Source organism: Bacteroides xylanisolvens (genome assembly GCF_018289135.1).
GTDB lineage: Bacteria > Bacteroidota > Bacteroidia > Bacteroidales > Bacteroidaceae > Bacteroides > Bacteroides xylanisolvens.
This window is the reverse complement of the sequence record NZ_CP072216.1, coordinates 1,704,356-1,731,348: the sequence shown is the minus strand read 5'-3', so window position 1 is coordinate 1,731,348 and position 26,993 is coordinate 1,704,356. Positions and strand designations below refer to the sequence as shown.

Here is a 26,993-nt window from a genome sequence, read left to right as displayed (position 1 = left end):
TGTTACCTATTTGTTAATTTGCCTGCAAAGGTAGGAATTTCTCTTATTATTTAGAAGGACTTATTGTATAAAAAATATTTTTCTCTCCAACTTATCGGAAATATTTGTAGATTTGCTTTCTGAAAACAGTTAATAGTCAAAAATGAGTTCACGTTTTCCTTTATATATAATAGGTATAGTGTTGTTTACCTCTTTTTTTTCGTGCACTGATATGGTGCCGACCAAAGAGGTGCGCCTGATTGATTCTTTAAACGGGAAAGCGTATACTTATCGTTATCGAAGCCTGGATTCTTCTTATAAGTATGCCAATGAAGCTTATCAACAGGTAAATTTTTATAAGTCGGGGAAAGCGGAGGCATCTAATAATCTCGGATTCTGTGCTTTTATGGCGATGGATTTTGACCGGGCGGAAGCGTTACATAAGGAAGTATATAAACTGACTAAAAATGAGCTTGAACTGTTGATTGCTGATATCGGACTGATGAAGATTTGTCAGCGGACAGCTATGAACAAAGAATTTTATGATTATCGTAATAGTGCGCTTCGGCGTATGAAACGTATTCGGGAAGAGAGTGATTTGTTTGCCGACCGCCACGAGGCACTTCGACTGGATTATGCTTTCACCGAATTTTTCATTGTTTCTTCTATTTATTACTATTATCTTCAGCAAAGGCAGGAAGCCATCGCATCTCTCAATCAGATCCCGGAAGATGAAGTATTGGCAGATACGAATCAGTTGCTTTATTATCATTATATCAAAGGATCGGCTTCATTGGTGGAAGCCACCAAGCCGGAGGACAGGAAAATGCGTGAGTTTGACCAACTATATATAACCTGGAGGACTGCGGTTCAGACTAATCATCCTTATTTCGAAGGAAATGGTCTGCAAGGGCTGGCTAATCTGATGGTTTCTTCCAACAACTTCGAACTCTTTCGAACAAGGAGGGGATACGCGCTGGATCAGTTTGGTTTTCCTGTAGATTCGCTTTTGCCTTTGCGAATGGCACAGCTTGCGCTTGAAAAATTCCGGGAGTATAATGATTTGTATCAGATTGCCGGTGCGTATGTGTCTATCGGTAAGTATATGAATGAGCACGGACGTTATTCGGAAGCATTGGATACGCTTACAAAAGCGTTAGATTGTGTGAACCAACACCATATGCTTTATTATCATCATGCAGTGGATACGTTGGACAAGCTGCGTATTTATGCGGAAGGAGATACGACATATACTGGAGTACCGTGGATTATGGAGGAAGACGTAAGGACGGTGCCCGAATGGATTTCGAGGATTCGGGAACAATTGAGTGTATCGTATGCCGGGCTTGGAATGAAGTATGCTTCTGATTACAACCGAAATATATACCTGGATATTCTGAATTATACTCGTCAGGATAAAGAGTTGGAGAGTCGTTATCTTTCGTTGGAATCCGATTCACGACAAATGACGCTTGTACTTTCTTTGGTTATTGCCGGACTTGTACTGGTGGTTATTCTTTGGTGGTTCTTCAATAAGCGATCTAAAATAAGGAATCAAGTAGATGTGGAACGTCTGCAACGGATACTGGCTCTTTGCCGGGACATCACTTCTTCTATACCAATGAATGTTCCGTTAATTCAACAAGGCATTGACCAGCTGTTCGGAAAAGGGCGTCTTCAACTGGAAATTCCGGAGGAAGGAAAAGCGGCACTGGTTCCTTTGCATCGGTTGAACCGTGATGAAAAAGCGTTGGTGCACGTGCTCGAACCGTATATCGTTTGGGCTGCGGACAATGAGCAGATGGTAGAAGCGTTGAGTGACGAACGGATGCAATTGGAAAAGCAACGATATGTTTACGAACAACATATCGCGGGAAATAAACGCCAGAATTTGATTAAGAAGGCTTGTCTGGCCATTGTAAATGGGATAAATCCTTATATCGACCGTATCTTGAATGAGGTGCATAAGTTGACGGAACGAGGATATATCGATCATGAAAAGATAAAGAAAGAGAAGTATCAATACATTGACGAGCTCGTAACTACGATTAATGAATACAATGATATTTTGGCGCTTTGGATTAAGATGAAGCAGGGGACGCTTAGCCTGAATATTGAAACGTTCGATCTTAATGAACTCTTTGAACTGTTAGGCAAAGGGAGACGTGCTTTTGAAATGAAAAATCAGAAGTTGGAAATAGAACCGACCACGGTTATGGTGAAAGCTGACCGGGCATTGACTTTGTTTATGATTAACACGCTGGCGGAAAACGCCCGAAAATATACCCCGGAAGGAGGAACAATCAAAGTGTATGCCCGTACTACGGATGCGTATGTCGAGATTTCCGTAGAAGACAACGGAAGGGGGATTTCCGAAGAAGATATGGCTCGTATTATCGGTGAGAAAGTATATGATTCCCGTGTCATCGGAATGAAGAATGCAGCCGACCCGGAAGTTCTGAAAGAAAATAAGGGCAGTGGTTTCGGACTGATGAATTGTAAGGGAATCATTGAGAAATATAAGAAAACGAATGAATTGTTCCGGGGATGTGTCTTTGATGTAGAGAGTGAATTGGGGAAAGGGAGTCGTTTCTATTTCCGTTTGCCTTCGGGAGTGCGCAAAACGATGGGAGTCTTGTTGCTTTGCCTGTTGCTTCCGTTTGGGGTGAGTTCTTGTCTGCATGATCCGATTCCTCCCATGTTGCAGGAGGGCGATTCGATAGTGGTGGTTACGGATTCTGCCTATGAGGATTTGCTGGATGCAGCGTCGGATTATGCGAATGCCGCCTATTTTGCTAATGTGGATGAAAATTATGAATTTGCTTTGCAATATATAGATTCTGCTATACTCTTGTTGAACGAGCATTATGAGAAATATGCGCGTCCGGATCGTTCGCATCGGTATATGAAGCTGGTGGGGGAAGGAACGCCTGCCGAAATCAGTTGGTGGAACGAATTGTTTGATTCGGATTATCATGTGATTCTGGATATCAGGAATGAGGCGGCAGTTGCTTTTTTGGCTTTGAAACAGTTGGATGCATACAGTTACAATAATTCGGCATTTACGGATTTGTATAAGTTGCAGGGAGAAGATCAGACTCTTGAAGCGTATTGCCGACAGTTGGAACGGTCGAATACGAATAAGACAGTAGGAATTATTTTATGTTTTGTTCTACTGATTGTTTCTTTGGTCGGATACTATTTCCTGTATATGAGAAAACGTTTGCAGAATCGTTTGAATCTCGAACAGGTACTTGAGATTAATCAAAAGGTATTTGCAGCATCTTTGGTCAGACCGCAGGAACAAGAAAATGCAGAGGCACTCCAACGGGAGGAAAGTACGCTTAAAGAAATCCCGCAACGTATTGTGGATGAAGCATTCGGTCCGGTGAATGAACTACTGACAATTGACCGGATGGGAATTGCCGTTTATAACGAAACGACACATCGGCTGGAATACGCTTCTCGCCCCGGGCAGGAAATGCCGGAGATGGTAGAACAGTGTTTTAGTTCCGGAGAATATCTTTCTGAACAGCATCTTCAGGCAATTCCGCTGATGGTGGAAGCAGGAGGTGAACATCAATGTGTCGGTGTGCTTTATCTGGAACGCAGAGAAGGAACGGAACAGGAGACGGATCGACTGCTTTTTGAACTGGTAGCTCGTTATGTGGCTATTGTCGTGTTTAACGCAGTGGTGAAGCTGGCTACAAAATACCGGGATATTGAGTCGGCACATGAAGAAACACGTCGGGCTTCCTGGGAAGATAGCATGTTGCATGTTCAGAATATGGTACTTGACAACTGTCTGTCGACGATTAAACATGAGACGATCTATTATCCGAATAAAATCAAACAGATTGTAGGGCGGTTGAATACGCAGAAGCTTTCGGAAACGGAGGAGCGTGAAGCGGTGGAGACTATGACGGAATTGATTGAATATTATAAGGGAATCTTTACGATTTTGAGCTCGTGTGCTTCCCGTCAATTGGAGGAAGTCACTTTCCGGCGTACTGTGATTCCGGTGCAGGAACTTTTGGACGCTGCCGGAAAATACTTCAAGAAATCAATGAAGAACCGTTCGGAGAGGATAGAACTGGAGATAGAACCAATGGAAGCGAAAGTGATAGGAGACGTGAACCAGTTGCGTTTTCTATTGGAAAATTTGATTGATGAAGCATTGACTGTGCGTGAAGATGGATTGATACGTCTGCAAGCACGTCAGGATAATGAATATATTCGTTTTCTCTTTACGGATACGAGACGTGAAAAGAGTGTGGAAGAATTGAACCAATTATTTTATCCGAATCTGGCACGTATGACTTCCGGTGAGAAAGGGGAGTTGAGAGGAACGGAATATCTGATATGCAAGCAGATTATCCGCGACCATGACGAATTTGCGGGACGCAGAGGGTGTCGTATCAATGCTGAGCCGGCTGAAGGCGGAGGATTTACGGTTTATTTCACCATTCCGCGCCGATAAAAGGAGAACACATAAAAGTTATTAGATAAGAAACATGGAAGAACAGAAGTTTAAAGTTATTATCGTAGAGGATGTAAAACTGGAGTTGAAAGGGACAGAAGAAATATTCCGTCATGAAATACCGAATGCGGAAGTGATCGGTACGGCAATGACGGAAAGTGAGTTCTGGCCGTTGATGGAGGCGCAACTCCCCGATTTGGTATTGTTGGACTTAGGACTGGGAGGTTCTACGACCATTGGTGTTGACATTTGCCGGAATATATTCAAACGCTACAAAGGAGTCCGGGTACTGATCTTCACAGGTGAGATTCTGAATGAAAAGTTGTGGGTGGATGTATTGAATGCCGGTGCCGACGGAATTATCCTCAAAACAGGAGAATTACTGACGAAAACAGATGTACAGGCTGTGATGGACGGAAAGAAGCTGGTATTCAACTATCCGATTTTGGAAAAGATTGTAGATCGTTTCAAGAAATCGGTAGCCAACGATGCCAAGCGTCAGGAAGCAGTCATCAGTTATGATATTGATGAATACGATGAACGTTTTCTCCGCCATTTGGCCTTAGGATATACGAAGGAGATGATTGCCAATTTGAAAGGGATGCCTTTCGGCGTAAAATCATTGGAGAAACGACAGAATGATCTTATCGGACGCCTTTTCCCGAATGGAGAACGGGTGGGAGTGAATGCTACCCGATTGGCAGTACGTGCACTGGAATTGCGTATTATCGATTTGGATAATCTGGAGCCTGACGAAGAATAAGTAATGGCAAGTAATACCTCTGGAAAGTAATGAAGAATAAATGGCGTATGCCCCATCCCGCTACGATGTTCCTTCTGCTGACAATGGCAGTGGTCTTTCTTTCATGGATATGTGATATCTATGGGTTGAAAGTGACATTGCCGCAGACAGGTGAGGACATCCGTGTACAAAGCCTGTTGAGTCCGGAAGGGATCCGTTGGTGGTTGCGGAACGCTATTAAGAATTTCACGGGCTTTGCTCCGTTGGGCATGGTGATTATCGCTATGTTCGGACTGGGAGTAGCACAACATTCCGGTTTTATTGATGCGTGCATCCGCATGGGAGTAGGGAACCGGCAGGAAAAGAGGAAAATCATCTTGTGGGTGATTGTGCTCGGTTTGTTGTCGAATGCCATTGGGGATGGTGGATATATTATTTTATTGCCTATTGCCGCTATGCTGTTCCAGTGGGTGGGACTTCACCCGATTGCAGGGATTGTTACAGCTTATGTCTCTGTTGCGTGCGGGTATAGTGCCAATATTGTATTGAGTACGATGGACCCGTTATTGGCACATACCACCCAAGAGGCGGCACTGGCGCAAACGGGTTATCAGGGGAACACGGAACCTCTTTGTAACTACTTCTTTATGAGTGCTTCAACAGTAGTCATTACAGCTATTGTGTATTGGATTACTCAAAAATGGCTTCTTCCCACATTAGGAAAGTATGAAGGCAGTGTGAAAGTGGTGGCTTATCATCCTTTGTCTCGCAAAGAGCGGCGTGCCATTATGATTTCCATTGTTGTAGCAGCTGTTTATGTCGCTCTTATCTTGTGGCTTACTTTTTCTTCTTATGGAATTTTGCGAGGGGTGAACGGAGGTTTGATGCATTCGCCTTTTATTGCCGGTATTTTGTTCTTACTTTCTTTGGGAGCAGGTATTACAGGGATGGCTTATGGATTCAGTTCCGGACGGTATCGCACTGATAATGATGTGATTGAAGGACTTACGCAGCCAATGAAACTTCTTGGAGTGTATTTCGTTATCGCTTTCTTTGCTGCACAGATGTTTGCCTGTTTTGAATATTCCCATCTGGATAAATGTTTAGCTATCATGGGAGCTGATTTGCTCTCTTCGTTTGAGCCGGCTCCTTTGTCTGCTCTCATCCTGTTTATTCTATTTACGGCATTGATAAACCTGATTATGGTATCTGCTACCTCCAAATGGGCTTTTATGTCTTTTATCTTTATTCCGATGTTTGCACAGATGGGAATTGCTCCGGATGTAGCACAATGTGCTTTCCGTATCGGAGATAGTTCGACGAATGCCATTACTCCTTTCTTATTCTATATGCCTTTGGTACTGACTTATATGCGGCAGTATGATAAACAGATTACGTATGGCTCATTGCTTAAATATACCTGGAGATATTCATTAGGTATCCTGGTTACCTGGACATTGATGTTTATTGTCTGGTATTTGTTGAAAATACCGATGGGATTGTAGCCGGTACGTGAAAAAATATCAAGGCTCAGTTGTAATTCTTGGGGGATTAAGTTTAGTCAATTCCCTTCATGCATATACCTTTGCTAGCCTAAAAAGGAAGAAGCTCATATCCACTACTCCTCTAAATGATGCCCTAAATGCTTTGATTTTAGCATTAAATGCTTCCGCTGCTGCATTTGTACTCCTGTTCACAAAGAAGTTCAAAATCCTTTCATAATGGTTCTCAATAGAGTTTGCTACTGTTGTGAATGTATCGTATCCATATTCTTCAATCTTATTATACCATAGTGCCAGCTTTGCTCTTGCTACATCCTTGTCATAGTTTGTGGAAAAGATCTTTCCCAACTCCAATGAGTAGTAATATACATGCTTAATATCTTCAAACTGCTTGAAAAGTAATTCTGCCCTGATTTTCTGGCTCTTGGTCCATTTATCAGGTGATTTAAATAATAAATATCTGCTTCTGGCTAATAATTGCCTGAGTGTATCTCCGTTTTCGAGTTCTTCTGCTTTATGTACTTCCCCCTTCTCTTTTGCCGCTTTCATGGCTTTATTCTCCTCTTTTATCACTTGCCATCTATATGTAATACGCAATTCTTGTACAGCTTCGTATACAAGTTTTTGTACATGAAACCTATCAATCACCTGCATGGCACGTGGAAAGCACGTTTTCGCAATCTTTTGCATGCTCCCTGCCATATCCAGTGTAATTTCTTTGACTTGATTACGCAGCTCCTGTGGCATCTTTGTAAGTACCGCAATGATATCATCGGCTTTAGTGCCCTGAATTACAGCTATAATAGAACCTTTCCTACCTCGCTTATCTCTATTTATTAAGATGGTATAAAGATCTCCCTTGCTCAAAGCCGTTTCGTCAATACATAGGCGATAACCCATATTCTTTGGATAAAGGATATACTCTTGGGCATGTGCTCTCTGATCCCAATTCTGGAAGTCACTCAGGTGATCTTTATATTGGCTTTGAAGCTGTTTGCCATCCATACAGTAATGCTCTGCTACACTTTGGCAGCTAACGGCGTGATTATCTAAGTAATTCTTTTAAAAAAGCACCGAACTCAGCGGTTATGCGAGTACCGGTGGCTACCAAACTCCAGTCACGACTATATGTCTGCCCAGTGGATGGATCTTCCCAGCGACGACGCTTGATACGTAAATAAACGGCTTTACCACGGATAGGGAAGTCCTGAACTTCAATCTCAGGGAGGAAACCTTTTGAGTGAAGATGGAGATCAGAGTACTCAGCAGGAATAGTGGCTTTCTCCTCTAAATAAAGAATAAAGCAAGTATCCTGAGAAACATGATTGACTAGGGTAAAGTAATCAAGGATTCCTGAAGGCAAGAACAAGCTTAAAGAAGCAACAGGATCAATCGTTTGGGAAGAGGATGTTTTCATGATGCAAAAATAAGAATTTTAACGCAATCCCCCAAGGTTTCAGACTGAGCCAATATCAAGTAGACAACATGTGGACGATTCTATTAAATGAAAAAATCGCAAACGCTATTTTAATAGCTGTTTGCGATTTCTCTAAGTGATTCAAGTAACGTTCTTTAATCGCCTGATTATTAATTATTTACACAATTGCGTAGCCTACAATATGCCTACATTTCTTATCTATTACAGGTTATTTCTTACTTAATAAGACTTGTATTAGACGTTCCTTCTCTTCGAGAATCTTCTTTAAATAAGCGATTTCTGCCTCTTTATTAAGACTATTTTCCGTATTACTTTCCAAAGGATTATCAAAGAAAATACCGGGAGAAACATTAAATACCTCTGCTATGGCTTCAAGAGTTTTAGTATTGGTTGATCCTGTTCTTATCATGGATTGAATACTACTTTCATCCTTACCAATTCGGGAAGCTAATTCCCTAATCTTGATTTTATTCTTTTCGCATAAATCCCTTATAAGCAATAAATTAGCCATAATTCGATATTATATTTACAATATTTAACAGGAATTATTCTACTGAATAAGTAGAATAAAACTATATTTGTGATATAAATATAGAAATAAATAATAGATTTAATGTGATGTTATGGCAAAAAAAACTTTAAAAAGAAATGAAGACGGCGAGAAGTTAAGAATGTATCTAATTGGTTTACCGCTGAAAGATTCTTCTAAAATGGTGACAAAATTAGCGGAAGCATGTAAAGTACCACTACATACCGTTCATAATTGGCGCGCCGGATTATGTCGTATTCCCGAACTTGCCAAGGATAAGATCGAGGAAGTAACAGGCGTGAAAATCTTCCATGTGGACTAAATAACCTTTTAAAACTTAAATGTTATGAATACAAAGATTATTGCGAGAGTGAACAACGTAGATATCTTGTCTACAGGTGACGAGCAATTTGTGGCAATCAGACCCATTTGTGAAGTATTGGGGATTGATCCGGAAGGACAGAGGCAGCGGATAGAACGGGATGAAATACTCGGTCCAGCTGCCTGCCTGATAAAGGCAATTGGAAAAGACGGAAAGAGTTATGAAATGTATGCTATTCCTTACTGTTATGTTTTCGGCTGGCTGTTTTCTATTGACATCTCAAGAATAAATGAAAATGTAAAAGCATCGGTTCTGGAATATAAACTTGCATGTTACAAGGCTTTGTTTACACATTTCACGGAGTCGCAAACCTTCCTGAAACAAAAGCAGACCGTTATCGAGCAGAAAGTACTGAAGTGCCAGGAGTGCCAGTGTCGTTTTAAAGAGGCTCAAAAGTTGATGAACGAAGCTAAGACGGAATTAAATCAGGTAATGAAAATAACGATTGATGACTGGAGGGCTAATAATTGCCGGTTGGATTTACCTTTTGTTTCCGGTGAAATGGATGATTGACTTTAGAAGCAGGTAATAAATACCCGGGGCGGTTTTTGCCGCTCCATATAATAACCGCCGGAGTGTGGAGATAACCCCGAAGGGCGAAAGCGGGTGTTATTGGTAGTTCGATGCTATCCTCCGGCACAGCTATAAACAACAATGAGCAAAATTTACATAGTAACTAAAAGGGAATCCGGAATATACGAAGAAGACGGCGTTTGGTTTTCTATCCTTGCCGCATTTGATACGAGAAATAAAGCAGAAGAATATTTAAAAAAATATGTAAAAACGGCTCCTAAAGAAGCTTACTACACTTTCTATCGAATAGAATCTGTTCCGTTGTTTCTTTCTTCTCATAAAGTGAAAATAAACAGACCGAAACATACGACCTATCCTATTGGTGAATTGGTAAAATTAAAAATAAGTGGTGAAAAATAATTCAAATCAAGAACAGAAATGAGCAAAAAAATCTCCATAAAAGTAACTGAAGCACAACCGCTTCCTTGCCCTTATTGCAATGGTTTTTACGGTTATCAGTATAGTGATCTGTTTAGAATGAGTTACACGAGTGTGCATAATTCTGACGGTACATATTCCGGTGGGGAATATTCCGATGGAGTTTCCTTAAACAAGAGTAAAACAGCTTATTGTGTGAATTGTGGTACCAAACTACCTTTTACCCTAATACGTGAAGGTGAGGAACAAGTCGAATAATTAAAAATAAATAAGAAATGAAATCAACAATTACCACCCCCGATGAATTAACCACGCTACGAATAGAAGGCAGTAGTGGAACCTATAAAATATTCAGTAGCTTCCGCCCCATGGAATCCCCTGCGTTCGTGGATGCAGTAGACAGGAAGTATAATCTGGCGGAGATTAAGAATCTTTCCGGCGGAAAAGGTTATTTCCTGGTACACTTGAACAGAGAGCAGCAGGAAACCATACAGGAGGATTTAAACGCTATCCTTTGCGATAGTGTGCCATGTCTTCTATAAACTAAGACGATCTTAACGAAATGCCATGAAAGAAGACAGACGCCTAAGAAACCTACGTTATCAGATGCGGAAGAAAGGTTACCAGTTCGATACAAAGAACCTGGTGGCCATTATGCCTTCACATGACAAACGTTCCCTTCTCCAGGAAAGGAGATTAAGCAAATTCGGTTTTTCAATTCAGTATAACATGTTTGAACAATGAAAGATAAAAATTTAAAATACATCGCCCACGCTATTATCGTGGTTGCCTTTATGGGACTGATTGCCTTTGTCATTTATTATACGGGTAAAACCGCTTTTCTTTGGCTGTTATTATTCGTTTTCCTGTATCAACCTTGGGGAGACTTGAAAACAAAGCAGGAGGAAAACAACGAAAAATAAGTAACTATGTAACTTTATAACGATGATAAAGGCAGAAGACATCTACAAAGTAACCAACAACGGGCTGGATATAATTCTACATTATTATCCGCAAGCCCGGGATTGTGTCGGAACCAACCGCCATTTTAAACGCCGGCCGTCAGAAGACGACGCGTCGGCCTGTATCAAATTGTTCGGTAAGGAAGGTTCCCAGCAGGTTTATAAGGTAACGGATTTCGGCGATACCGGAACGGCTCAAAGTCCCGTCGATATCTGCATGTATGAGGAAGGCCTCCGGTTTAACGAGGCTATCCTTAAACTTGCATCCATGTACAACGTAACCGATGAACTCAACCGTAACGTAAACAAACCGGATATCCGTAAAGTTCCGGCCTCCCAAGATCAGAAAGACGGTACTAAAATTTTCGAGCTTGCCGATCATCTCGCCCCGGATCAGTTACGCATACTCGGCCCCCGTGTCACCCAGGAGAACGCCGAGGCCCTGCACTGGTATTCGGCCAAATATATAGGGTATGTAAAAAATCGCGAGGTAACCTATAAATACGCGACTGCGACATACCCTATCTTTATGCGCGAATGTCTGGTAAAACCGGCCGAAGGCGACACGCCCGAAGTGAAGTTCTATAAAATATACGAGCCCCTGAATCCGGACAAGCAGTGGCGTTTTTCCTACACCCCGGAAGGTGTCAAGCCGAAGGACTATATAAACGGTCTTTCCGAACTGAAAGCCTTATACCGGGAGTTTAATTCCAGGGAAGAAGCCGCCTTTAAAAAGAATCCGGCCAATGCGGAAAAGCCTTATAAGGAACAGAAGCTGCAGGAGGCGTTTATATGTTCCGGAGAGCGCGACGCCCTGTGCGTTAAATCGCTGGGCTTTTCCCCGATCTGGTTTAATTCGGAAACATATAAACTTTCCGAACAGGACTACAAGGAGATCATGAAATACGTTGAAGTCCTGTATAACATACCCGATATCGACACGACGGGCAGGGTGAAGGGTACGGAACTTGCACTACGTTTTATCGATATCCACACGATCTGGCTACCGGCCTGGCTTACCACTTACCGGGACCAGCGGGGCAAACCCCGTAAGGACTTCCGGGACTTTATGGAATTACGAAGCAAGAACGAGGATTTCCGTAACCTTATGACGCTTGCCATGCCCGCCAAATTCTGGTATTCCAAGTTTAACGAGAAATCCCGGCAATGGGATCACAATATAGACGCGGACTGCCTTCACTACTTTTTACGTCTTAACGGTTTCTATTCGCTTCATGATGAAAATTCCAGTTCAACGAAATACATCCGTATTACCGGCAATATTGTAAAACTGATAAAGGCAAAGGATATCCGGAAGTTTATCCGCGGTTGGGCCCAGGATAGTTTTTTATCCCGCGATATAAGAAACCTTATTCTGAACAGCCCCAAACTGTCAGATACGGCCCTGGACAATTTGCAGGAAATAGAACTGGACTTTACCAATTATACCCATAATACGCAGATGTTCTTCTTTCCCGGTTGCAGCATGGAGGTAAGCGGTATCGGTATAAAGGAACATCCGGCCAACGGCAGCACATTATCCCACTACGTTTGGGAAGAAAATGTACTGAAACACAAAGTCCGTCTTATGGAAGACATGTTTACCATTTCCCGTAAAAAAGACATAGAGGGCAACGATGTATTTGATATCCGGATAAATGCCGTACCGTCTAACTTTTTCGGCTATGTAATCAATTCGAGCCGCGTTTACTGGCGTAAGGAACTGGAATACAATTTCGATAACAAGAGCGTGGGGGAAGCAGAATCCTACCGGGAGAAACATAAATTCGATATCGAGGGGGAAGGCCTCATGGCGGAAGAAGTGGCCGAACAGAAAAAGAACCTTATCAATAAGATATTTACTATCGGTTATATGTTGCACCGGTATAAATCCCCTTCCCGTGCCTGGGCACCGCAGGCCATGGATAACAAGATCGGTGAAGACGGGGAATGTAACGGGCGTTCGGGTAAATCATTCATGTTCAAGGCCCTTTCCTACTTTATGAAGACCGTCAAGCTTTCCGGCCGTAATCCTAAACTAATGGATAACCCGCATGTGTTCGACCAGGTGAACCAGCATACCGACTTTATTCTGGTGGATGATTGCGACCGGTATCTTAATACGGGCCTGTTTTACGACATCATCACGTCAGATATGACCGTGAACCCGAAGAACAACCAGTCGTTTACTATACCTTTCGAGGAATCGGCCAAGCTGGGATTTACAACTAATTACGTTCCTATTGATTTTGATCCGTCTACGGAAGCCCGTTTGCTGTACCTGGTATTCTCCGACTACTACCACCAGCGTACGGAAGATAACGACTACCGGGAAACGCGTTCTATCCGGGACGACTTCGGTAAGGATTTGTTTTCCAAGACTTACAGCGAGAACGAGTGGAACGCCGATATAAATTTCTTCTTGCAGTGCTGCCGTTTTTATCTTTCCCTTTGCGAGGAATCTATAAAATTGCTTCCGCCCATGGAAAACATTATCAGGCGTAAATACAAGGCCGATATGGGAAATAACTTTGAGGATTGGGCGAACTCTTATTTCTCTCCGGACAGCGAGCACCTGGATAGCTTTATTGTTCGTGAAAAGGCTTTTGCTGATTACAAAAGCTTTTCCGGTGTGAATAAAATCACGATGCAGCGTTTTACAAAGGCCCTCAAAGGTTTTGTGGCCCTTTGTCCCTACATTGAGGAACTCAACCCGAAGGACCTTTGTAACTCCCAGGGGCGTATTGTACGTAAGGATAACGACGGAAAGGCCGCTGACATGATCTATCTACGTTCATGCGGCACGGCGGAAACGGCTGCCGGTGGTGGAACGGAACCGGCCGATCCGACACTCATGTTTGTACCTGATGAACGACCGGATGAATGAATAACGCGCATTTGAAATTAAACAGCATGTCCGAGTTTACCGCGCTCTGGAACAGCGGCGAGAGGTTCCGGAAATTCGCCGAACAGGTCTACCGCTATCTGGAGCGTATGAAACCCGGTACCGTCCTGATGCTGGAACGCTATTCGGGCGAGCAGCTCGAATGGATCATCAAAACGGCCTGTGTTTTTATCCTGGAAGGAGACAACTCCCTGGAGTATGAATTTAATGAGGACTATACGGCCGTCGTGCACCGCTATGTACCCCCGGACGTAAAGAAATGGATTTTAAGCAGGTGCAAACATCGCGTATAAGACGGATCGGAGCCGGTATAAGATACGAAAAGAGGGACCAGATACGAATGTGTCGGTCCCTCTTTTCGTATGGAAACAGATGCGTCCCGCCCGGCTTCCCTCCCCATACCCCACCTCTATTTCATACAAAATTTTAGTAACCTTGTAACCTTTGTTTGCTTGAAAGAAAAAAGTCTGAAAATCAAATAAATAAATAGGAAATAAAGGTTACGAAGTTGCAGTTACAAAACGGTTACTAACTTTTCCGGTTTGTAACACTGGCCTTTTTATCTTCTACCGGTAAGCCCGGTTACAAACTGTTTTCCTGCCATTTTTTTGTAACGGGAATTAGTAACGCTACTAAGTTGCTAAAATACAGCATATTATCTTTACCGGTTGCCCGGTTACGAAATTACAAAAATTTAGTACCGGATTATATTAGAACAGCTTGGCAGAGAAAATACCGGCCGTGTGGCAGCAGGAAAAGGCACGTTATAATTATTCTCCCAGAGTATATTTATTAAAATGGCGGCTGAAAGCCTACATTTTCTCGTAAATGGCAGAACAACAGCCCATAAAGAAATATCTTTGCCCTTAAAAAGGAATGTTATTGTTATGATTACCACCCGAATACAGATTGAATCCTACCTGGCCGAGTATGTCCGGGGCAAATATTACGACGAAACGGTCGGTACCGTCCGTTTTCCTTCTTCGTCCGATATCTATGTGACTATTTACGATCTCATGGAGAAACGGCCAGTTAATTGTTCGGCTGACCGCGGCAACCTGGAGTTTATGCTGCCTGACCGCCGGGAGGCCAATTTTGCCGGCGGCAAGTCTCCGGAACAGTTCAATTACATTTCCGTACGTGGTACCGCCATTCTTGAAAAGCGTTTGCGTGCCCTGATGTGGGCCGAGCTGCACGAACTCATGGACGAAAACAAGCACCTGCACGGTATCGAATTTAAGGAAACCGTTTTTACCTTCCTGAAAAAGTATAATATCTCTTCCATTCAAGAAGACGGACTACTGAAAAACTACCAGCGGTGGCGGGATAGTTTCAGGCGTAAGAAGAAAAGGGCCTATAATCGAAAAAAAGTGTAAAAAAGCAAGTTATTTTTTACCTACCAACTGTATCTGTTTGTCCTTTTTTGTCCGGTTTTTGGCTGAAAAACGTCCGAAAAATGCTGAATATTTGATTATCAACACTTTATATCTATAATTATGTCAAGGAAGTTAATATCCTCCGCCCATAGCCTGCAACTGGTTCCCGTTTACAACATTATTCATTTTGGCGTCGTGCGTTCGAAAGTCGTTATTCGCTCAATCGGAAAACCTGATATTCTTACGATCGTACCGGGAACCTTAAAACCAGGTGACAGCAAAAATGAAGACGTCTATACTAAAAAACATACCTTCAAACTTGCCGACGTGTCGCGAAATAAGACGCTTTATCTGGAAAACCTGAAAGCGACGCCCTTTGTCGCTCTCTATATTGATGAAACGGGTAATACCCGTGTTTCCGGTTCTCCCGATTATCCGCTTACCTTTTCTTTTGAGATCGGCGGGGGGCTGTATAATTGTACCCTGTCCGGCACGGGTCCGGGCGTTGATGCGTTTCTGTAGGCTTCTTTCAGTCCTTCTCTACCTATAATATAGGCGTTTTCTTTGTCGTAAAAAAGAGAACGTGGACAAAATACAGGAGATTTTTACAGCACCTTGGGCAATCGCTGATAATGATTATTACCGGTTGCTTTCTTTACTTGTGCCGTGTGTTGCAGCCGGCAACCTGGATGCGATCGAAAAACGGCTTAACAATAATAAAATAACCGCTTACGCTACTACTCCTTACCTTGCCAACCGGTGGGAACTGGATGATGACACCCTGCCGGCTGACAGCGTGGCCGTCATTATCCTGGAAGGTACCTTGTATTCTTGGGAGACTTACCGCCTGGAACAGCAACTCCGGGATATTTCCGGTAATCCGAAGATTTGCGGCGCGGTACTCTGGATAAACGGTCCGGGCGGTATGGTCGCACATGTGGACCTGGCGGCTAAAATGATTGCCGAATCTTCCAAACCTATAGCTACTTACGTGGCCGGTACCATGGGGAGTGCCCATTTCTGGCTGGGAACCGCCGCCGGTAGAACCTTTATCGCTTCCCCTATGTGTGAAGTCGGTTCCGTCGGGATCATGCTTACTTACCAATCTTTTAAGGAATATTTCAGGAAACAGGGCATTGATTACCGGGAAATCTATCCGGATAGTGCCGATCTGAAAAACTATGAAACCCGCGCGATTGAAAAGGATAACAACGAAGAGCCTATAAAGCAGCGTTTGGTCGTCATGCACCGTATTTTCTGCGATGCGATCAGTCGGAACCTGGGTATTGCCTACGATCCGGAACTTCCCCTTTTCCGGGGACAGATATTCACCGGCGACGTGGCCGTGGCAAACGGCTATATCGATCAGTTCGGTACGTTGGAAGACGCGGTAAAGTGGGTACTGGCACAGGCCACCGTCAGAAAAGTAAACGAGATGTATAACATATAGTATTAACTTCAAAATTTTGTATATATGAAATTTAAGAGCTTTTCCGCTCACATTCTGGCCCTGTTGGGCCTGTCGGAATGGAGCAAGATAGAGGATAAAAACTCTATCACGGCCGAGGAAGTGGCAAAACTGAAAAACTACGGTTTTACCGAAAAATTCCTCACGGACTTTAAAGCGTCCCTCGAGAACGACTTCCAGGACGAAGCCGAAGACGGAAACCAGGGAGAGGAAACCGAGGAACCCAGAACTACCGCTTTCCTTCGCGGTTTGTTGGGTGATACTGCTGCCCGTCTGACACAGGCGCAGGAACAGCTTGAAGCCTTGCAGACGCAACAGCGTGACGAAAACCGGAACAACACCGCGCTGATTGCCAAGAAGGATGCCGAAATAACGAAGCTTTCCGGCATTATCGCCCAACTTTCGGCCGCTGCGGAAGATGATCCGGGCAAAGGGAAGCAACACAACGCCCAGGCGGACGGTAAAGGGGCTTTCAATCTCCAGGATGAAAAGCAGCTGGGAGGCTTGCAGGGTGAAATGTTCTCACTGGACCGCCCGTATAACCTTCGCGCCAAAGCTGCGTTAATGGAGGCTGCCGGTTTTGAAATGATTGCTCTTCCGAAAGCAAGTTCCATTGACTACAGCCGTTTGAAGGAGGACCTCGGGGCCTTTTACCGTATTCCCTGGCAACAGCGTTTGCAGTCGTTTTTAATGGAACTTCCTTCCATTGAAAGTATTTTCCCGCTTGAATCCGGTTATCAGGATTTGGCTACGCTGGTAAACATTTGGCTGGGTGAGTTCTCACAGGCCGGTAATGAGGAATCCGACTTCGACAAGGTGACTAAAGGTTCCTACGAGTTCGACGATGAAACCCTGCGCATGTTCAACGTGATGTTTGCACACCGTTTCAAAAATTTAAAAGCCCTGGAGAAAACCTGGATCGGCACTTTGAACAAGGAAGGTTCAAACCCTATCAAGTGGTCTTTTATCGAGTACATCCTGGCCGAAACTGCCAAGAAGTTGCATAACGAGCGCGAACAACGCCGTATTAACGGAATCCGTAAGGACCCGAATCTGAACGAACCGGGCAAAGCACTTGCTGCAGCTGACGGTCTGTATGAGTTCCTGAACAAGAAAGTGAACGGACATACCGATATCAATAACGGAAAGTTCGTTTACCAGATCAAGCCGTTCGAGCTGGGAGAACTTACCGAAGCAAACATCGGTGAAAAGGTGTACAAGGGTACTTCCATGATCCCGGCGGTTCTTCGTGACAGCGGTAACCTGGCACTTTATATGCCTTCGCACTTTATTGTATTGTATCATAAATACAATGAACTGCATTACGGACAGAACCAGGATTACAAGGCTAATATCATGTATGTGAAGGAATATCCGGCGGTAAAGATTATCCCGGTTCCCAATGCTGACAACCACCACCGTATTTTCTGGACGTTTGAAGGCAACATTAAAACCTACGAGGACAAACCGGGTGAAATGACGGCTTTCAACCTGGAGCAGGAAGACTGGAGCCTGAAAGTCTGGAGTAACTGGCGTGAAAGTATCTGGGCTATTGCCGTGGGCTTCAAGTACACCAAGAAAGAAGATATGGACTATACGCGCCAGATGATCTTCTGTAATGAGTATGACCGCCCGGCGTCTTACTTTGTGGACGCTGACAAGGACAAGAACCCGTCGGCCAAGCTTCATACCTCCATTGTTACCGTAGCCAACACAGCCGAATTTACGATTACCGATATTGAAGACGCGCCGGTAGGTACGGTTATTTCCCTGAAATGCGGAAGCGTGGATAAAGGTGTTAAGATTGAAAAGAGCGGAAACTTTGAACTTATTTCCGAGGCCTGGCAGCCCGGCAAGGGGGATGTTATCAAACTGATGAAACGTGCCGACGGTAAATTTATCGAGATCGGCCGCGAAAACGCTTCTTCCGATGCGTTACAGTTTGCGCCGGATGAAACGGAACCTTCCTTGCTTGACGGTGAAGTATTCGTAACCGGTGAGAATACAAAGGCGACGGCAATCACTAACTTTACCGATGCGGAAGCCGGTGTTGTTTACACGATCTACGGAAACGGTTCTGAATATGCTTCCACCATTGCGGCCGGCGGAAACTTTGTTTTAACCGAAGCTATGACACTTTCCGAAGGCAAGTTTATCAAGCTGGCGAAAGCCGCCGACGGTAAATTCTACGAAGTGGCAAGAGGCTAATTTTTTGCGGAAGGGATACTTTATCCCTTCCATTTTATAACATTATAAATCATTAAGTTATGACATACGTAAAAGCAAGCGTAAGAAGGCCGGCCGGCAATCCCGGTAACGGTATTCAGCCCAAGGATCAGCTCGTAATTTACGACGTTGACGATATTCTTTCCTTTCCGCAGAGAAACGATGCCGGCGTGGTTATCGAGGATGATATCGTAATGAAGGCGGGACGTTACGCGATCGGTATTTACCTGACACCCGGTACCGCTGAAATCAGTTCCAACAGTGACGGGGAAACGGACGCCGAAGGTTATACGCCTTCCGTTAAGTTCAATCATCCCGGTAATGAACAGGAAATTCGCGAGTTTAAGACAAACTGGCTGTCCAAGAAATGTATCGTTGTGCTCCGTTATTGTAGCGGAAAGCCTGCCGATCTGATCGGAACACCCTGTAACCCGTGTAAATTATCCGTTTCTTATACCGGTTCCAATGAATCGAATACGAACGAGCTTACTTTCACCCAGATCAGCAAGGGGGATGATATCGCCATTTACCGGGGTACCGACACCCTGGAAGAACCGGTGGCCGTAGTGGAAGCCGGTGCCACGGATATAGATTACCAGACGGACGGGCAGTACCAGCTTTCCGCAGGTGCGGCTAAGATAGCCGGTGTTACCGGTGGAAGTCATGGATCGGTAATTACCCTTATGGGATGTTCGGGCGTTGCGCCCACAGTGGAGACGGGCGGTAATTTCCTTCTGAAAGGTGGTAAGACGTTTACCGCTTCCGAAGGTTCCCAACTGACGTTGCGGGCGTTTAACGACGGTTCGGAGGCTATGAAATGGATTGAACAAAGCCGTTATGAGGCGTAAGTAAACGGCTTTCATATAATTCAAAGGGTGACCGGCAGCACATGCCCGGCCACCCTTTGTCCTTTTTAGGGTAATTGCCCCTTTTTTCCTTTGTATCATCAAATTTTTATATAGTATGAAACAGGAAATTATTACCTATCTGGCCGGTCCGCGTAACTTCATTCAGGGCGTGGAACTGTACGAGAAATACGGTATCAACCGTATGTTAAAGAAGTCATTCCGCCGGCAGGGAGAAACGGAAACGATGAAGGCCATTCTTTTAGAGGAACTACGGAAGTTGGCCGGGCTTTCCGAACGTGAGTTTAAGACGATCCGGCGCAACTCCAAACAGCCGGCCGCGGTAAAAATGGAACCCGTCCGGGAGGAAACACCCAAAACGCCGGTAAAATACAGCGATGATTTGTTGCTGGAACTTGCCGAATCTTTCGGTGTCAGCGTGGAAGAACTCGTTTCGTCCGATTTCCGGGATAAGGTTCTTTCCATGGATGAAAATGCCGACCGTGTGGAAGAGCTGGAAGAGGAACTGGAAGAGGCGGAGAAACGATACAAGGCAGCTCCGGAAACCGTAACCAAAATGATACGTTTCCGCGAGAAATTTACCTTTCTGAACTCTCCGGATTGTCCCGACATTCTGAAAATACTTGTTTCCGACATGTTCACCGCATACGGGAAGTATAAGGAAGCTTTTGCCCGCCTGGAAGCCACGCCGGATGATGTCAGTTCACTTTCTACAGCACAGGAAGCGCAGGCGGTTGTGGAAAACTTCATCGCTAACCGCGATATGTGGGACGAACTGGAATATTACCGGGAGAACGGAAAGATTCTGGGTAAATGTGAGAAGGTAAAAAGTTTGTCCGTCCGTAAGGGCGTCGAGAACCTTTCGGATATCGACATACAAAAGGCACTGAATAACGCCCGCGCCAACCTTTCAAAGAATAAGGCGAAACTGGAACAGGCCGGGGATGATGAGAAGAAGAAAACGAGTGCCCTTGCATTGATCCAGAAGTGGGAAACTACACAGAAGGCCATAGAGGAAGAAATCGAGGCGCGAAAAAAAAAGTAGTCGAACTTATTGCCAGTCTGACAGGGAAACGGCAACGGATCACAAAGAACCTGGGCCGTTTCTCTCATCCTTGCGACCGCTCGGAGCTGGGACACCAGCTCAAAACATTAACCCTCCGGATAGAAAAAGAAGAAAGCCGGCTTAAACAACTTTCCAATGATTACAAACAAAATTTATAACGAGGACTGCCTGGAGGCGTTGAAACGTGTTCCGGACAATTCCGTAGATTGTATAATAACCGATCCGCCTTATTTCCTGGGAATGACACACAACGGGCAGAAAGGCAGCTTTAAAGATTTGTCTATCTGTAAACCCTTTTACCGGGATTTGTTCCTGGAATTTAACCGGGTGAAGAAACCCGGTGCTTGTGTGTACTTTTTTACGGACTGGCGCGGGTATGCTTTCTATTATCCGTTGTTTGACTTGTATATAGGCGCGTCAAACATGATCGTCTGGAACAAACAGTCGGGCCCGGGTAATCATTACGCCTTTATACATGAGCTTATTTTGTTTCATTGCGGGAAGGGTGTTTCTATCGGTGCCACAAACATAATAGATAATATCCGGTCTTTTGCGTCCGGTGCGAAACTGGTAGAAGGTGAAAAGGTTCATCCCACACAGAAACCGGTGGCGTTGATCCGTAAACTGATTGAAGACAGTACAAAGCCCGGCGATCTGATCCTGGACACTTTCGGCGGTTCCGGTACTACAGCCGTGGCAGCCATTGAAAGCGGCCGGAACTTTGTATTAATGGAACAGGACGAAATTTATTATTTCACGGCACAGAAACGAATAAAAGATGCGTATGAACGATTTAACGGTGGTGGATAGTATTTACCTGGATGCGCAGCAAAAAGAGGATGTACGGCGTTTGTCTTCTTTAGGGTATTCGCCGAAAGACATAGCCGTTTCCCTGGGGCTTTCTCTGGAGGATGCCAGGCTTTTTGTCCGGGATGCGGAAACGGTAGGAACTTCCGTTAACTTCCTGATCCGGGAAGGGATTCTGGTAGCACGTGCCGCCCCTGAAATAAAACTCCATGAAGCGGCGGAAGGCGGAAACGTGGAAGCTATAAAACAGCTGGAGGCCGTACGGAAAAGACATACTTTTGAACGTTTAATCGAACAAATGGATGACGACGAATTTAATTAAGCCCTCACGAATAGACTTTGACAAGGTGGATATCAACCAGATTCAAAGGATTCTTTCTACCGGTACGCTGGAAGCCCTCGCGCCCGATGAAAGGGAATATTACAGCCTTATGGAAATGGTACGGGGCCTTCGTGCCCGTATGCGTATAAATGGTAAGCTGGTGACAAAGGCCGGCATCATCCGCCTTTTGAAGTCGGAACCTTACGGCCTTTCGGACTGGATGGCCCGCCAGGTGTACGCTGACAGTCTCAATTTCTTTTATACGCAGGATAACGTACGCCCGCAGGCTTTCGCTAACTTGTATGCGGAAAAGGCCGAAAACTGGGCGAATACCGTCTTTCTTATGGGAAATGTGAAGGAGGCTAAGAACCTGCTGAAACTGGCGGCGGAACTTCGCGGATGTTATAAGGATCAACAGGCCGAAATACCGGAGGAACTGCTTTCACAGAAAAGCACGGTTATTTATACTACCAGCCGTAAGGATCTGGGTGTTCCTGAAATCGACCGTAAGGAACTGGAAGAGTTTATCGACGCGATCCCGGAAATTCCTGTTATTGTACGTGATAATATAAAAGAGGACGCGCGTATTAAAGCTTTTGACCTGAAAAAACGTATGTTGTATGATATCAAAGAGTTCGGGGAAGATAACGAAGGTGAGTAACGCCGATGATGTGGAAATCAAATACGGCCATATAATCCAGGTTCTGACGGACTGGATCGATACTACTATCCTTGTATCTGTTGACGGGCGCGGTATGGCCAAATCGACCGTTATACAAGCCAGGCGTTCCGCCCGTTGCGTGGAAGAAATGCCCGGCGGTGCGTTCGCTTTTGTTGCCAATACCTACAGTAACCTGGAAGATAATATAATGCCGGCCGTTCAGAAGGGCTGGCAGCTTATGGGCCTGATCGAAGGGGTACACTATGTAAAAGATACCCGCCCGCCTGAATCCTGGCGGCGTAAATGTTCGGTTATTGTAGATGATTACAAGCATGTTTACAGCTTCTGGAACGGATGCGTTATTTTTATGGGATCACTGGATAACCCTTCACTGCTTGCCGGAAAGTCTGTAATACATCTGTTTTATGATGAAGCGAAGTACGACAAGGAAATGAAAGTAAACCGCGCTATGCCTATTCTTCGCGGTGATGCGATCACTTACGGACATTCCCATTTGTTCCTGGGGATAACCATTACTACCGATATGCCGGATATCGACGAAAACGAGTACGACTGGTTTTTCCGGTATGTCAAGCAAATGGACCCGGAACGGATCATTAAAATAGTACAGGCGGCAAGTATGCGTAATGATCTGGTAATTTCTCTATTAAAAGAAGAAAGAAAAAATAAGCCTTCCCCCTTGAAGCTGAAACGTTTGAAACGGGATATTGAATATTACGACCGGGCTTTATTGAAGTTGAGAAAAGGACAAACGTTCTTTCTTAACGCTTCTTCATTCGCTAATGTTGAGATACTTACGATAGAGTATTTAAGGCGGTTGTATAATGGTACGCTGGAGCTTCACGAATTTAAAAAGTCGGTGGTGGGTATGCGTCCCGGTCTTCGCAGGGATTTACGTTTCTATGTGTTGTTTGGTGAAGGACATAAGTATTATAACGGTACCGCTTCCGGGGAAGCCGCTTACAGTTCGCGGGAACTCCGGTACCTGCACCATGATAAAACGATTGAAGGCGGTATGGACTTCGGTAATATGCTTTCTTTGGTGATCGGTCAGGCGGACGGTGCTTATTACCGGGTACATAAGAACTTTTTTGAGATACCGCCGGGCTGGTTCCGGGAGATCGCCGACCAGTTCCTCACCTTCTTCCAGAACCACGAATACAAAGAACTGGATTTGTACTATGACCGTGCAGGTAATAACTTTGAGAAACAGAAGGAGGATTACGCGGGTAAGATCAAAGACGCCATAGAAAAAGACGGCAGCGGGAACCGTACCGGCTGGATCGTAAACCTAAAGAGCCGTAAACAGGCAGTTATCCGACAGGATGCAGAATACGACTTTATGCAGGAGATTATGGGCGGTACCAACAAGAACCTGCCTATCTTGCTGGTTGATGCGGTGAACTGTAAAGAAATGGTTAGTTCCGTAGAAAAGGCAAAGGCTGAAATCAAATACCGGGGTAATTCTAAGGTAGTGTTCAAAGTGAAGAAGTCCGAAAAGCTTGCACCGAAAAAACTACCGATGTTATCCACCAATTTCTCCGACGCTTTCAAATACTTATTGATGCGCCCCGGCTGGATAGCTTTAGTACGGGGCAAGCGGACGCTACAGGCCGACTCGTTTGTGGATCAATGGATAGAGAACAGGCATAAAAGGTAATTGCCTTGTAACGCTGGAAAATTGGTTTTCCGGCGTTTTTTGTGTTACCAGGTTACGGGTACCCCTCCGGGAGAGGTCATATTTCACCTTTTAGGGGGAGGGCAACTGCTTTCCGACTTCTGAGCGGCTCGGTCTTCGGAAGGTGTCATTTTTTTAGTTTTTGAATTTTTTTTCGGCTTTTGACTGTTTTTCAGTCGTTTATCTGCATTTAGACCAAAATTTTACGCGAAAAAGTGCGTTTTTTATGTGTTTTTACTCGTTTTTTGCCCGTTTCTGGGTGAATTACCGTGTATTTTTGGGCGGTTGCCTTTCATTTTTGGGGATTATATTCTTTATAAATGTACATATTTAAGTATTTTTGCAGCCGTCAAAATTACACTGCATATAACCGTCAGAACTTACGGGTGGTACAGATGAAAGTATACACTAATTTTAAGTTACTGATATGAAGAAATTATTATTAATTACCGTGTTGGCTATTTTAGTAGTAGCAGCGACAGCACAAGAAACTCGAAAAACGTTTTGTGAAATTGTTGGTACAGGGAAAGTCTTAAGTTCTAAAGTCAAAATACAAATAGACTTCGGGCAAAAAACATCTTATTTCGGAAAATACAAAACGTTTATGGTAGATGAATCCGGGAAGAAAATTGAATTTAATTCTATGGTAGACGCCATGAATTATTTAGCAAAATTTCGGTGGAAATTTGAGCAGGCGTATGTTGTTACAAATGAGAGCACGAATCAAAATGTATATCATTGGTTATTAAGTAAAGATATAGTTTCTGATGATGAAATACGAGAAGGAATTATAACACAAAAAGATTTTGAAGACATGGAGAAAGCGGCCATGGAAGATAAAGAGAATAAAAATGAAGAGGTTGAAAAGAAAGTTCCTTTATTTATGCGAAATATGAAAAAGGAAAGTGATGAAGAGGATGAAGCTCAAAAGAGATATGAACCATAAGAATAGATTAACGCTCGCCAATTTTGGCGGGCGTTTTTGTTACGAAGTAACGAATCGTAGAGTCGATAAATTTTCTTTTATGGTAAACTTTTATTAACGTTTTTTTTTGTTCAGATTTTAATACCGACATTTGCCCCTGTCAAAATTACACCGCTGGTGCGGTCCGGTGAGTCTCGGTTATTGGCTCGAATAAACAACGGGCTTTTTTTATGCTCGGTATTTATCTATTTTGGATATATAAGGCGGTTGCCTTTCCCTAACTTATAACCCGATCTTCGGACGGTTTGCGGTGTAATTTTGACGAATTAGGGGAAATGGTAACCGCCTTTCCCATGTAAAATAGTCAAAATTACACCGTTATGAAAAAAGAACTTCAATCCGGCACAAGCTACGTGCCTTCGTTCCGTACTGGTAGCACGGACGTAAACACGATCCAACATCGTTATTTTCAGGAACCGAAACATGAATGTACTGTTTGTTCAACTTCTGGGGCTTATTACTTATCTGCTATCGCTTGTTTCTGTCTTACTTTTATCTATCCACCGGCTGTCATTGGTGCAGTTATATGTGTGTGTCGTGCCAAGAAAGCGAGGAAAGGAGGCCGAAAATGATATCTTATTTTATAGAGCTTAACGAATATAAACCACAGAATCGAAAATGTGCTGAAATGGCAGAGTTTGCAAACCAGTTTGGTAATACGCTTTGCCCTGATAAAATTTCCTTTGATGCTTTTAAAACTGAACTGGAAGCAAAGGTAAAGGAGCTGAACGAGAAATACCCTAAAACAATGCCGCTGAAAATATCTTCCGGTAGCGGGTTTATTCATATAGATCAGGACACTAAAACACATAATAACGGCTGTGACAAGCCTGTAGCCTATTTTTTCATTTACCGGGTTAAAAGAATATATAGGTTTTCAGAGCGTCCCCAGATAGAAAAGAAAGGAGGTGCCGAATGATATATACTGAATATCAGCAAGTGTTACTTACTCAATTACAAAACAATGATAAAAGGATTGAGGAAATAAAGAAGGAAAAGGAAGAAATACAGGAAATGTTTCTACAAGAAAGTAAATTTAAACCGGGTGATCTGATACAGATTGATTATAAAATAAGCAATGCTACTTTTAAAGTTCGTGGCTGGATTTTCCGGATTACATTCTGGAGGAATCGCCCGTATTATCACCTGAATTTACCCAAGAAAGACGGTTCCCGCGGATTAAGGGTTAAAAGTGTATGCGACGGGGTACTGGAAAGTATAACAAGTATTTCACATATTAAATTAGAAGACTTAAAAGGAGGTGCCAGATGAATACAAATAATCCTGATATCCTATTTTTCGTTAAACGTGAATACGGTACGCCTTCCATTGAATTAAGAGCATATAAAGTGGAGAAGGTTAACAATGAGTTTGCTTTCCTTGAACTTGAACGTTTACGGTTGGTTGTTTTCTCTGGTAATTTTCAGTCTGTATCACTTCATCACGAGTACGGTAAAAACAACTGTATGTATAATAGTGCTAATAATATACCGGATTTGATGAAAGACATGAAGAGGTGGCAGTTATCGCCCATTGACAGACGTAATTACGAACGGTTTAGGAAAGTCGCCCTCGGGATATACCGGCAGGCCGGAATAATTGATTTCACTACCTTAGAGACTACACCGATTAAAAACGTTTAATGAA

General features: G+C 43.8%; 30 protein-coding genes. 27 read left to right on the top strand and 3 right to left on the bottom strand.

What is annotated here, in order from left to right; genetic code table 11:
• Window positions 1-142: 142 nt before the first annotated feature.
• From INE92_RS07325 to INE92_RS07315, 3 genes are read left to right on the top strand one after another with little or no spacing between them, the layout of a single operon-like run.
• Window positions 143-4,459: a DUF5113 domain-containing protein gene (locus INE92_RS07325; protein WP_151929284.1), complete on the top strand. Its 4,317-nt coding sequence runs from the start codon at window positions 143-145 to the stop codon at window positions 4,457-4,459.
• Between the two features lie 34 nt (window positions 4,460-4,493).
• On the top strand, window positions 4,494-5,222 hold the full coding sequence (locus INE92_RS07320) for a DUF5932 domain-containing protein (RefSeq protein ID WP_004317459.1): 729 nt from the start codon (window positions 4,494-4,496) through the stop codon (window positions 5,220-5,222).
• Between the two features lie 29 nt (window positions 5,223-5,251).
• Window positions 5,252-6,706: an AbgT family transporter gene (locus INE92_RS07315; protein WP_004317458.1), complete on the top strand. Its 1,455-nt coding sequence runs from the start codon at window positions 5,252-5,254 to the stop codon at window positions 6,704-6,706.
• Between the two features lie 66 nt (window positions 6,707-6,772).
• Here the strand turns inward: INE92_RS07315 and INE92_RS07310 are convergent, their stop codons facing one another.
• The 3 genes from INE92_RS07310 to INE92_RS07300 all read right to left on the bottom strand — a co-directional run bounded on the left by INE92_RS07310 (window position 6,773) and on the right by INE92_RS07300 (window position 8,652).
• A complete protein-coding gene (locus tag INE92_RS07310) occupies window positions 6,773-7,708 on the bottom strand; it encodes an ISAon1 family transposase (RefSeq protein ID WP_007483769.1) in 936 nt (311 codons plus the stop codon).
• A gap of 40 nt (window positions 7,709-7,748) precedes the next feature.
• Window positions 7,749-8,120, bottom strand: a complete 372-nt coding sequence (locus INE92_RS07305) for an ISAon1 family transposase N-terminal region protein (protein WP_008640050.1) — start codon at window positions 8,118-8,120, stop codon at window positions 7,749-7,751.
• Between the two features lie 229 nt (window positions 8,121-8,349).
• Window positions 8,350-8,652: a helix-turn-helix domain-containing protein gene (locus INE92_RS07300; protein WP_008998378.1), complete on the bottom strand. Its 303-nt coding sequence runs from the start codon at window positions 8,650-8,652 to the stop codon at window positions 8,350-8,352.
• Between the two features lie 112 nt (window positions 8,653-8,764).
• Between INE92_RS07300 and INE92_RS07295 the strand changes: the two genes are divergently transcribed.
• The 24 genes from INE92_RS07295 (at window position 8,765) to INE92_RS07180 (ending at window position 26,989) form a co-directional block, all read left to right on the top strand.
• The gene (locus INE92_RS07295; protein WP_008998377.1) at window positions 8,765-8,992 is read left to right on the top strand and encodes a helix-turn-helix domain-containing protein; all 228 of its coding nucleotides are present in this window, start codon (window positions 8,765-8,767) and stop codon (window positions 8,990-8,992) included.
• A gap of 24 nt (window positions 8,993-9,016) precedes the next feature.
• Window positions 9,017-9,565 carry a phage antirepressor N-terminal domain-containing protein gene (locus INE92_RS07290; protein ID WP_008998376.1) on the top strand — a complete coding sequence of 183 codons (549 nt, stop codon included), beginning with the start codon at window positions 9,017-9,019 and terminating at the stop codon, window positions 9,563-9,565.
• Between the two features lie 141 nt (window positions 9,566-9,706).
• Window positions 9,707-9,985 carry a hypothetical protein gene (locus INE92_RS07285; RefSeq protein ID WP_007478432.1) on the top strand — a complete coding sequence of 93 codons (279 nt, stop codon included), beginning with the start codon at window positions 9,707-9,709 and terminating at the stop codon, window positions 9,983-9,985.
• 18 nt (window positions 9,986-10,003) lie between these two features.
• On the top strand, window positions 10,004-10,261 hold the full coding sequence (locus INE92_RS07280; protein WP_004303404.1) for a hypothetical protein: 258 nt from the start codon (window positions 10,004-10,006) through the stop codon (window positions 10,259-10,261).
• A gap of 17 nt (window positions 10,262-10,278) precedes the next feature.
• Entirely contained in the window at window positions 10,279-10,545 is a 267-nt protein-coding gene (locus tag INE92_RS07275; protein WP_007478431.1) for a hypothetical protein, read from the top strand.
• A gap of 25 nt (window positions 10,546-10,570) precedes the next feature.
• A complete protein-coding gene (locus tag INE92_RS07270; RefSeq protein WP_004325858.1) occupies window positions 10,571-10,747 on the top strand; it encodes a hypothetical protein in 177 nt (58 codons plus the stop codon).
• Complete coding sequence (locus INE92_RS07265; protein WP_004318165.1) at window positions 10,744-10,926, top strand: hypothetical protein; 183 nt, start codon at window positions 10,744-10,746, stop codon at window positions 10,924-10,926. Before INE92_RS07270 ends, INE92_RS07265 begins: the two co-directional genes overlap by 4 nt.
• Before the next feature lie 22 nt (window positions 10,927-10,948).
• Window positions 10,949-13,852, top strand: a complete 2,904-nt coding sequence (locus tag INE92_RS07260) for a hypothetical protein (protein WP_008998375.1) — start codon at window positions 10,949-10,951, stop codon at window positions 13,850-13,852.
• A gap of 26 nt (window positions 13,853-13,878) precedes the next feature.
• On the top strand, window positions 13,879-14,163 hold the full coding sequence (locus INE92_RS07255; RefSeq protein ID WP_233476934.1) for a hypothetical protein: 285 nt from the start codon (window positions 13,879-13,881) through the stop codon (window positions 14,161-14,163).
• Window positions 14,164-14,757: 594 nt separating this feature from the next.
• Entirely contained in the window at window positions 14,758-15,246 is a 489-nt protein-coding gene (locus INE92_RS07250) for a hypothetical protein (protein WP_008998373.1), read from the top strand.
• Between the two features lie 87 nt (window positions 15,247-15,333).
• Window positions 15,334-15,768: a hypothetical protein gene (locus INE92_RS07245; protein WP_195483817.1), complete on the top strand. Its 435-nt coding sequence runs from the start codon at window positions 15,334-15,336 to the stop codon at window positions 15,766-15,768.
• Window positions 15,769-15,829: 61 nt separating this feature from the next.
• On the top strand, window positions 15,830-16,696 hold the full coding sequence (locus INE92_RS07240) for a S49 family peptidase (protein ID WP_008640069.1): 867 nt from the start codon (window positions 15,830-15,832) through the stop codon (window positions 16,694-16,696).
• 24 nt (window positions 16,697-16,720) lie between these two features.
• On the top strand, window positions 16,721-18,922 hold the full coding sequence (locus INE92_RS07235) for a hypothetical protein (protein ID WP_008998371.1): 2,202 nt from the start codon (window positions 16,721-16,723) through the stop codon (window positions 18,920-18,922).
• Between the two features lie 59 nt (window positions 18,923-18,981).
• A complete protein-coding gene (locus INE92_RS07230; protein ID WP_008998370.1) occupies window positions 18,982-19,788 on the top strand; it encodes a hypothetical protein in 807 nt (268 codons plus the stop codon).
• Between the two features lie 115 nt (window positions 19,789-19,903).
• A complete protein-coding gene (locus INE92_RS07225) occupies window positions 19,904-20,851 on the top strand; it encodes a hypothetical protein (RefSeq protein ID WP_008998369.1) in 948 nt (315 codons plus the stop codon).
• A gap of 156 nt (window positions 20,852-21,007) precedes the next feature.
• The gene (locus INE92_RS07220) at window positions 21,008-21,682 is read left to right on the top strand and encodes a DNA-methyltransferase (RefSeq protein WP_008998368.1); all 675 of its coding nucleotides are present in this window, start codon (window positions 21,008-21,010) and stop codon (window positions 21,680-21,682) included.
• Window positions 21,657-22,001 (top strand): hypothetical protein, encoded by a 345-nt coding sequence (locus tag INE92_RS07215; protein ID WP_008998367.1) that lies wholly within the window; start codon window positions 21,657-21,659, stop codon window positions 21,999-22,001. Before INE92_RS07220 ends, INE92_RS07215 begins: the two co-directional genes overlap by 26 nt.
• Window positions 21,982-22,662 (top strand): hypothetical protein, encoded by a 681-nt coding sequence (locus INE92_RS07210; protein WP_004318181.1) that lies wholly within the window; start codon window positions 21,982-21,984, stop codon window positions 22,660-22,662. Before INE92_RS07215 ends, INE92_RS07210 begins: the two co-directional genes overlap by 20 nt.
• Window positions 22,622-24,343, top strand: a complete 1,722-nt coding sequence (locus INE92_RS07205) for a hypothetical protein (protein ID WP_008998366.1) — start codon at window positions 22,622-22,624, stop codon at window positions 24,341-24,343. Before INE92_RS07210 ends, INE92_RS07205 begins: the two co-directional genes overlap by 41 nt.
• 445 nt (window positions 24,344-24,788) lie before the next feature.
• The gene (locus tag INE92_RS07200) at window positions 24,789-25,307 is read left to right on the top strand and encodes a hypothetical protein (protein WP_008998365.1); all 519 of its coding nucleotides are present in this window, start codon (window positions 24,789-24,791) and stop codon (window positions 25,305-25,307) included.
• 359 nt (window positions 25,308-25,666) lie between these two features.
• On the top strand, window positions 25,667-25,918 hold the full coding sequence (locus INE92_RS07195) for a hypothetical protein (RefSeq protein ID WP_032853358.1): 252 nt from the start codon (window positions 25,667-25,669) through the stop codon (window positions 25,916-25,918).
• Window positions 25,915-26,265, top strand: coding sequence for a hypothetical protein (locus tag INE92_RS07190; RefSeq protein WP_004318184.1), 351 nt, complete (start codon window positions 25,915-25,917; stop codon window positions 26,263-26,265). Before INE92_RS07195 ends, INE92_RS07190 begins: the two co-directional genes overlap by 4 nt.
• On the top strand, window positions 26,262-26,618 hold the full coding sequence (locus INE92_RS07185; protein WP_008998364.1) for a hypothetical protein: 357 nt from the start codon (window positions 26,262-26,264) through the stop codon (window positions 26,616-26,618). Before INE92_RS07190 ends, INE92_RS07185 begins: the two co-directional genes overlap by 4 nt.
• Window positions 26,615-26,989: a hypothetical protein gene (locus INE92_RS07180; RefSeq protein ID WP_008998363.1), complete on the top strand. Its 375-nt coding sequence runs from the start codon at window positions 26,615-26,617 to the stop codon at window positions 26,987-26,989. The genes INE92_RS07185 and INE92_RS07180 overlap by 4 nt, the downstream gene beginning before the upstream one ends.
• Window positions 26,990-26,993 lie beyond the last annotated feature (4 nt).

What these genes read in the sequence shown, in the direction of transcription:
- INE92_RS07280 (WP_004303404.1), top strand. Translation starts at nt 10,004, where the DNA reads ATGAGCAAAAAAATCTCCATAAAAGTAACTGAAGCACAACCGCTTCCT.
- INE92_RS07320 (WP_004317459.1), top strand. Translation starts at nt 4,494, where the DNA reads ATGGAAGAACAGAAGTTTAAAGTTATTATCGTAGAGGATGTAAAACTG.
- INE92_RS07180 (WP_008998363.1), top strand. Translation starts at nt 26,615, where the DNA reads ATGAATACAAATAATCCTGATATCCTATTTTTCGTTAAACGTGAATAC.
- INE92_RS07250 (WP_008998373.1), top strand. Translation starts at nt 14,758, where the DNA reads ATGATTACCACCCGAATACAGATTGAATCCTACCTGGCCGAGTATGTC.
- INE92_RS07190 (WP_004318184.1), top strand. Translation starts at nt 25,915, where the DNA reads ATGATATCTTATTTTATAGAGCTTAACGAATATAAACCACAGAATCGA.
- INE92_RS07270 (WP_004325858.1), top strand. Translation starts at nt 10,571, where the DNA reads ATGAAAGAAGACAGACGCCTAAGAAACCTACGTTATCAGATGCGGAAG.
- INE92_RS07185 (WP_008998364.1), top strand. Translation starts at nt 26,262, where the DNA reads ATGATATATACTGAATATCAGCAAGTGTTACTTACTCAATTACAAAAC.
- INE92_RS07275 (WP_007478431.1), top strand. Translation starts at nt 10,279, where the DNA reads ATGAAATCAACAATTACCACCCCCGATGAATTAACCACGCTACGAATA.
- INE92_RS07235 (WP_008998371.1), top strand. Translation starts at nt 16,721, where the DNA reads ATGAAATTTAAGAGCTTTTCCGCTCACATTCTGGCCCTGTTGGGCCTG.
- INE92_RS07265 (WP_004318165.1), top strand. Translation starts at nt 10,744, where the DNA reads ATGAAAGATAAAAATTTAAAATACATCGCCCACGCTATTATCGTGGTT.
- INE92_RS07310 (WP_007483769.1), bottom strand. Translation starts at nt 7,708, where the DNA reads ATGGATGGCAAACAGCTTCAAAGCCAATATAAAGATCACCTGAGTGAC.
- INE92_RS07255 (WP_233476934.1), top strand. Translation starts at nt 13,879, where the DNA reads ATGTCCGAGTTTACCGCGCTCTGGAACAGCGGCGAGAGGTTCCGGAAA.
- INE92_RS07315 (WP_004317458.1), top strand. Translation starts at nt 5,252, where the DNA reads ATGAAGAATAAATGGCGTATGCCCCATCCCGCTACGATGTTCCTTCTG.
- INE92_RS07215 (WP_008998367.1), top strand. Translation starts at nt 21,657, where the DNA reads ATGAACGATTTAACGGTGGTGGATAGTATTTACCTGGATGCGCAGCAA.
- INE92_RS07220 (WP_008998368.1), top strand. Translation starts at nt 21,008, where the DNA reads ATGATTACAAACAAAATTTATAACGAGGACTGCCTGGAGGCGTTGAAA.
- INE92_RS07210 (WP_004318181.1), top strand. Translation starts at nt 21,982, where the DNA reads ATGACGACGAATTTAATTAAGCCCTCACGAATAGACTTTGACAAGGTG.
- INE92_RS07230 (WP_008998370.1), top strand. Translation starts at nt 18,982, where the DNA reads ATGACATACGTAAAAGCAAGCGTAAGAAGGCCGGCCGGCAATCCCGGT.
- INE92_RS07325 (WP_151929284.1), top strand. Translation starts at nt 143, where the DNA reads ATGAGTTCACGTTTTCCTTTATATATAATAGGTATAGTGTTGTTTACC.
- INE92_RS07195 (WP_032853358.1), top strand. Translation starts at nt 25,667, where the DNA reads ATGAAAAAAGAACTTCAATCCGGCACAAGCTACGTGCCTTCGTTCCGT.
- INE92_RS07225 (WP_008998369.1), top strand. Translation starts at nt 19,904, where the DNA reads ATGAAACAGGAAATTATTACCTATCTGGCCGGTCCGCGTAACTTCATT.
- INE92_RS07290 (WP_008998376.1), top strand. Translation starts at nt 9,017, where the DNA reads ATGAATACAAAGATTATTGCGAGAGTGAACAACGTAGATATCTTGTCT.
- INE92_RS07295 (WP_008998377.1), top strand. Translation starts at nt 8,765, where the DNA reads ATGGCAAAAAAAACTTTAAAAAGAAATGAAGACGGCGAGAAGTTAAGA.
- INE92_RS07260 (WP_008998375.1), top strand. Translation starts at nt 10,949, where the DNA reads ATGATAAAGGCAGAAGACATCTACAAAGTAACCAACAACGGGCTGGAT.
- INE92_RS07300 (WP_008998378.1), bottom strand. Translation starts at nt 8,652, where the DNA reads ATGGCTAATTTATTGCTTATAAGGGATTTATGCGAAAAGAATAAAATC.
- INE92_RS07285 (WP_007478432.1), top strand. Translation starts at nt 9,707, where the DNA reads ATGAGCAAAATTTACATAGTAACTAAAAGGGAATCCGGAATATACGAA.
- INE92_RS07305 (WP_008640050.1), bottom strand. Translation starts at nt 8,120, where the DNA reads ATGAAAACATCCTCTTCCCAAACGATTGATCCTGTTGCTTCTTTAAGC.
- INE92_RS07200 (WP_008998365.1), top strand. Translation starts at nt 24,789, where the DNA reads ATGAAGAAATTATTATTAATTACCGTGTTGGCTATTTTAGTAGTAGCA.
- INE92_RS07205 (WP_008998366.1), top strand. Translation starts at nt 22,622, where the DNA reads ATGATATCAAAGAGTTCGGGGAAGATAACGAAGGTGAGTAACGCCGAT.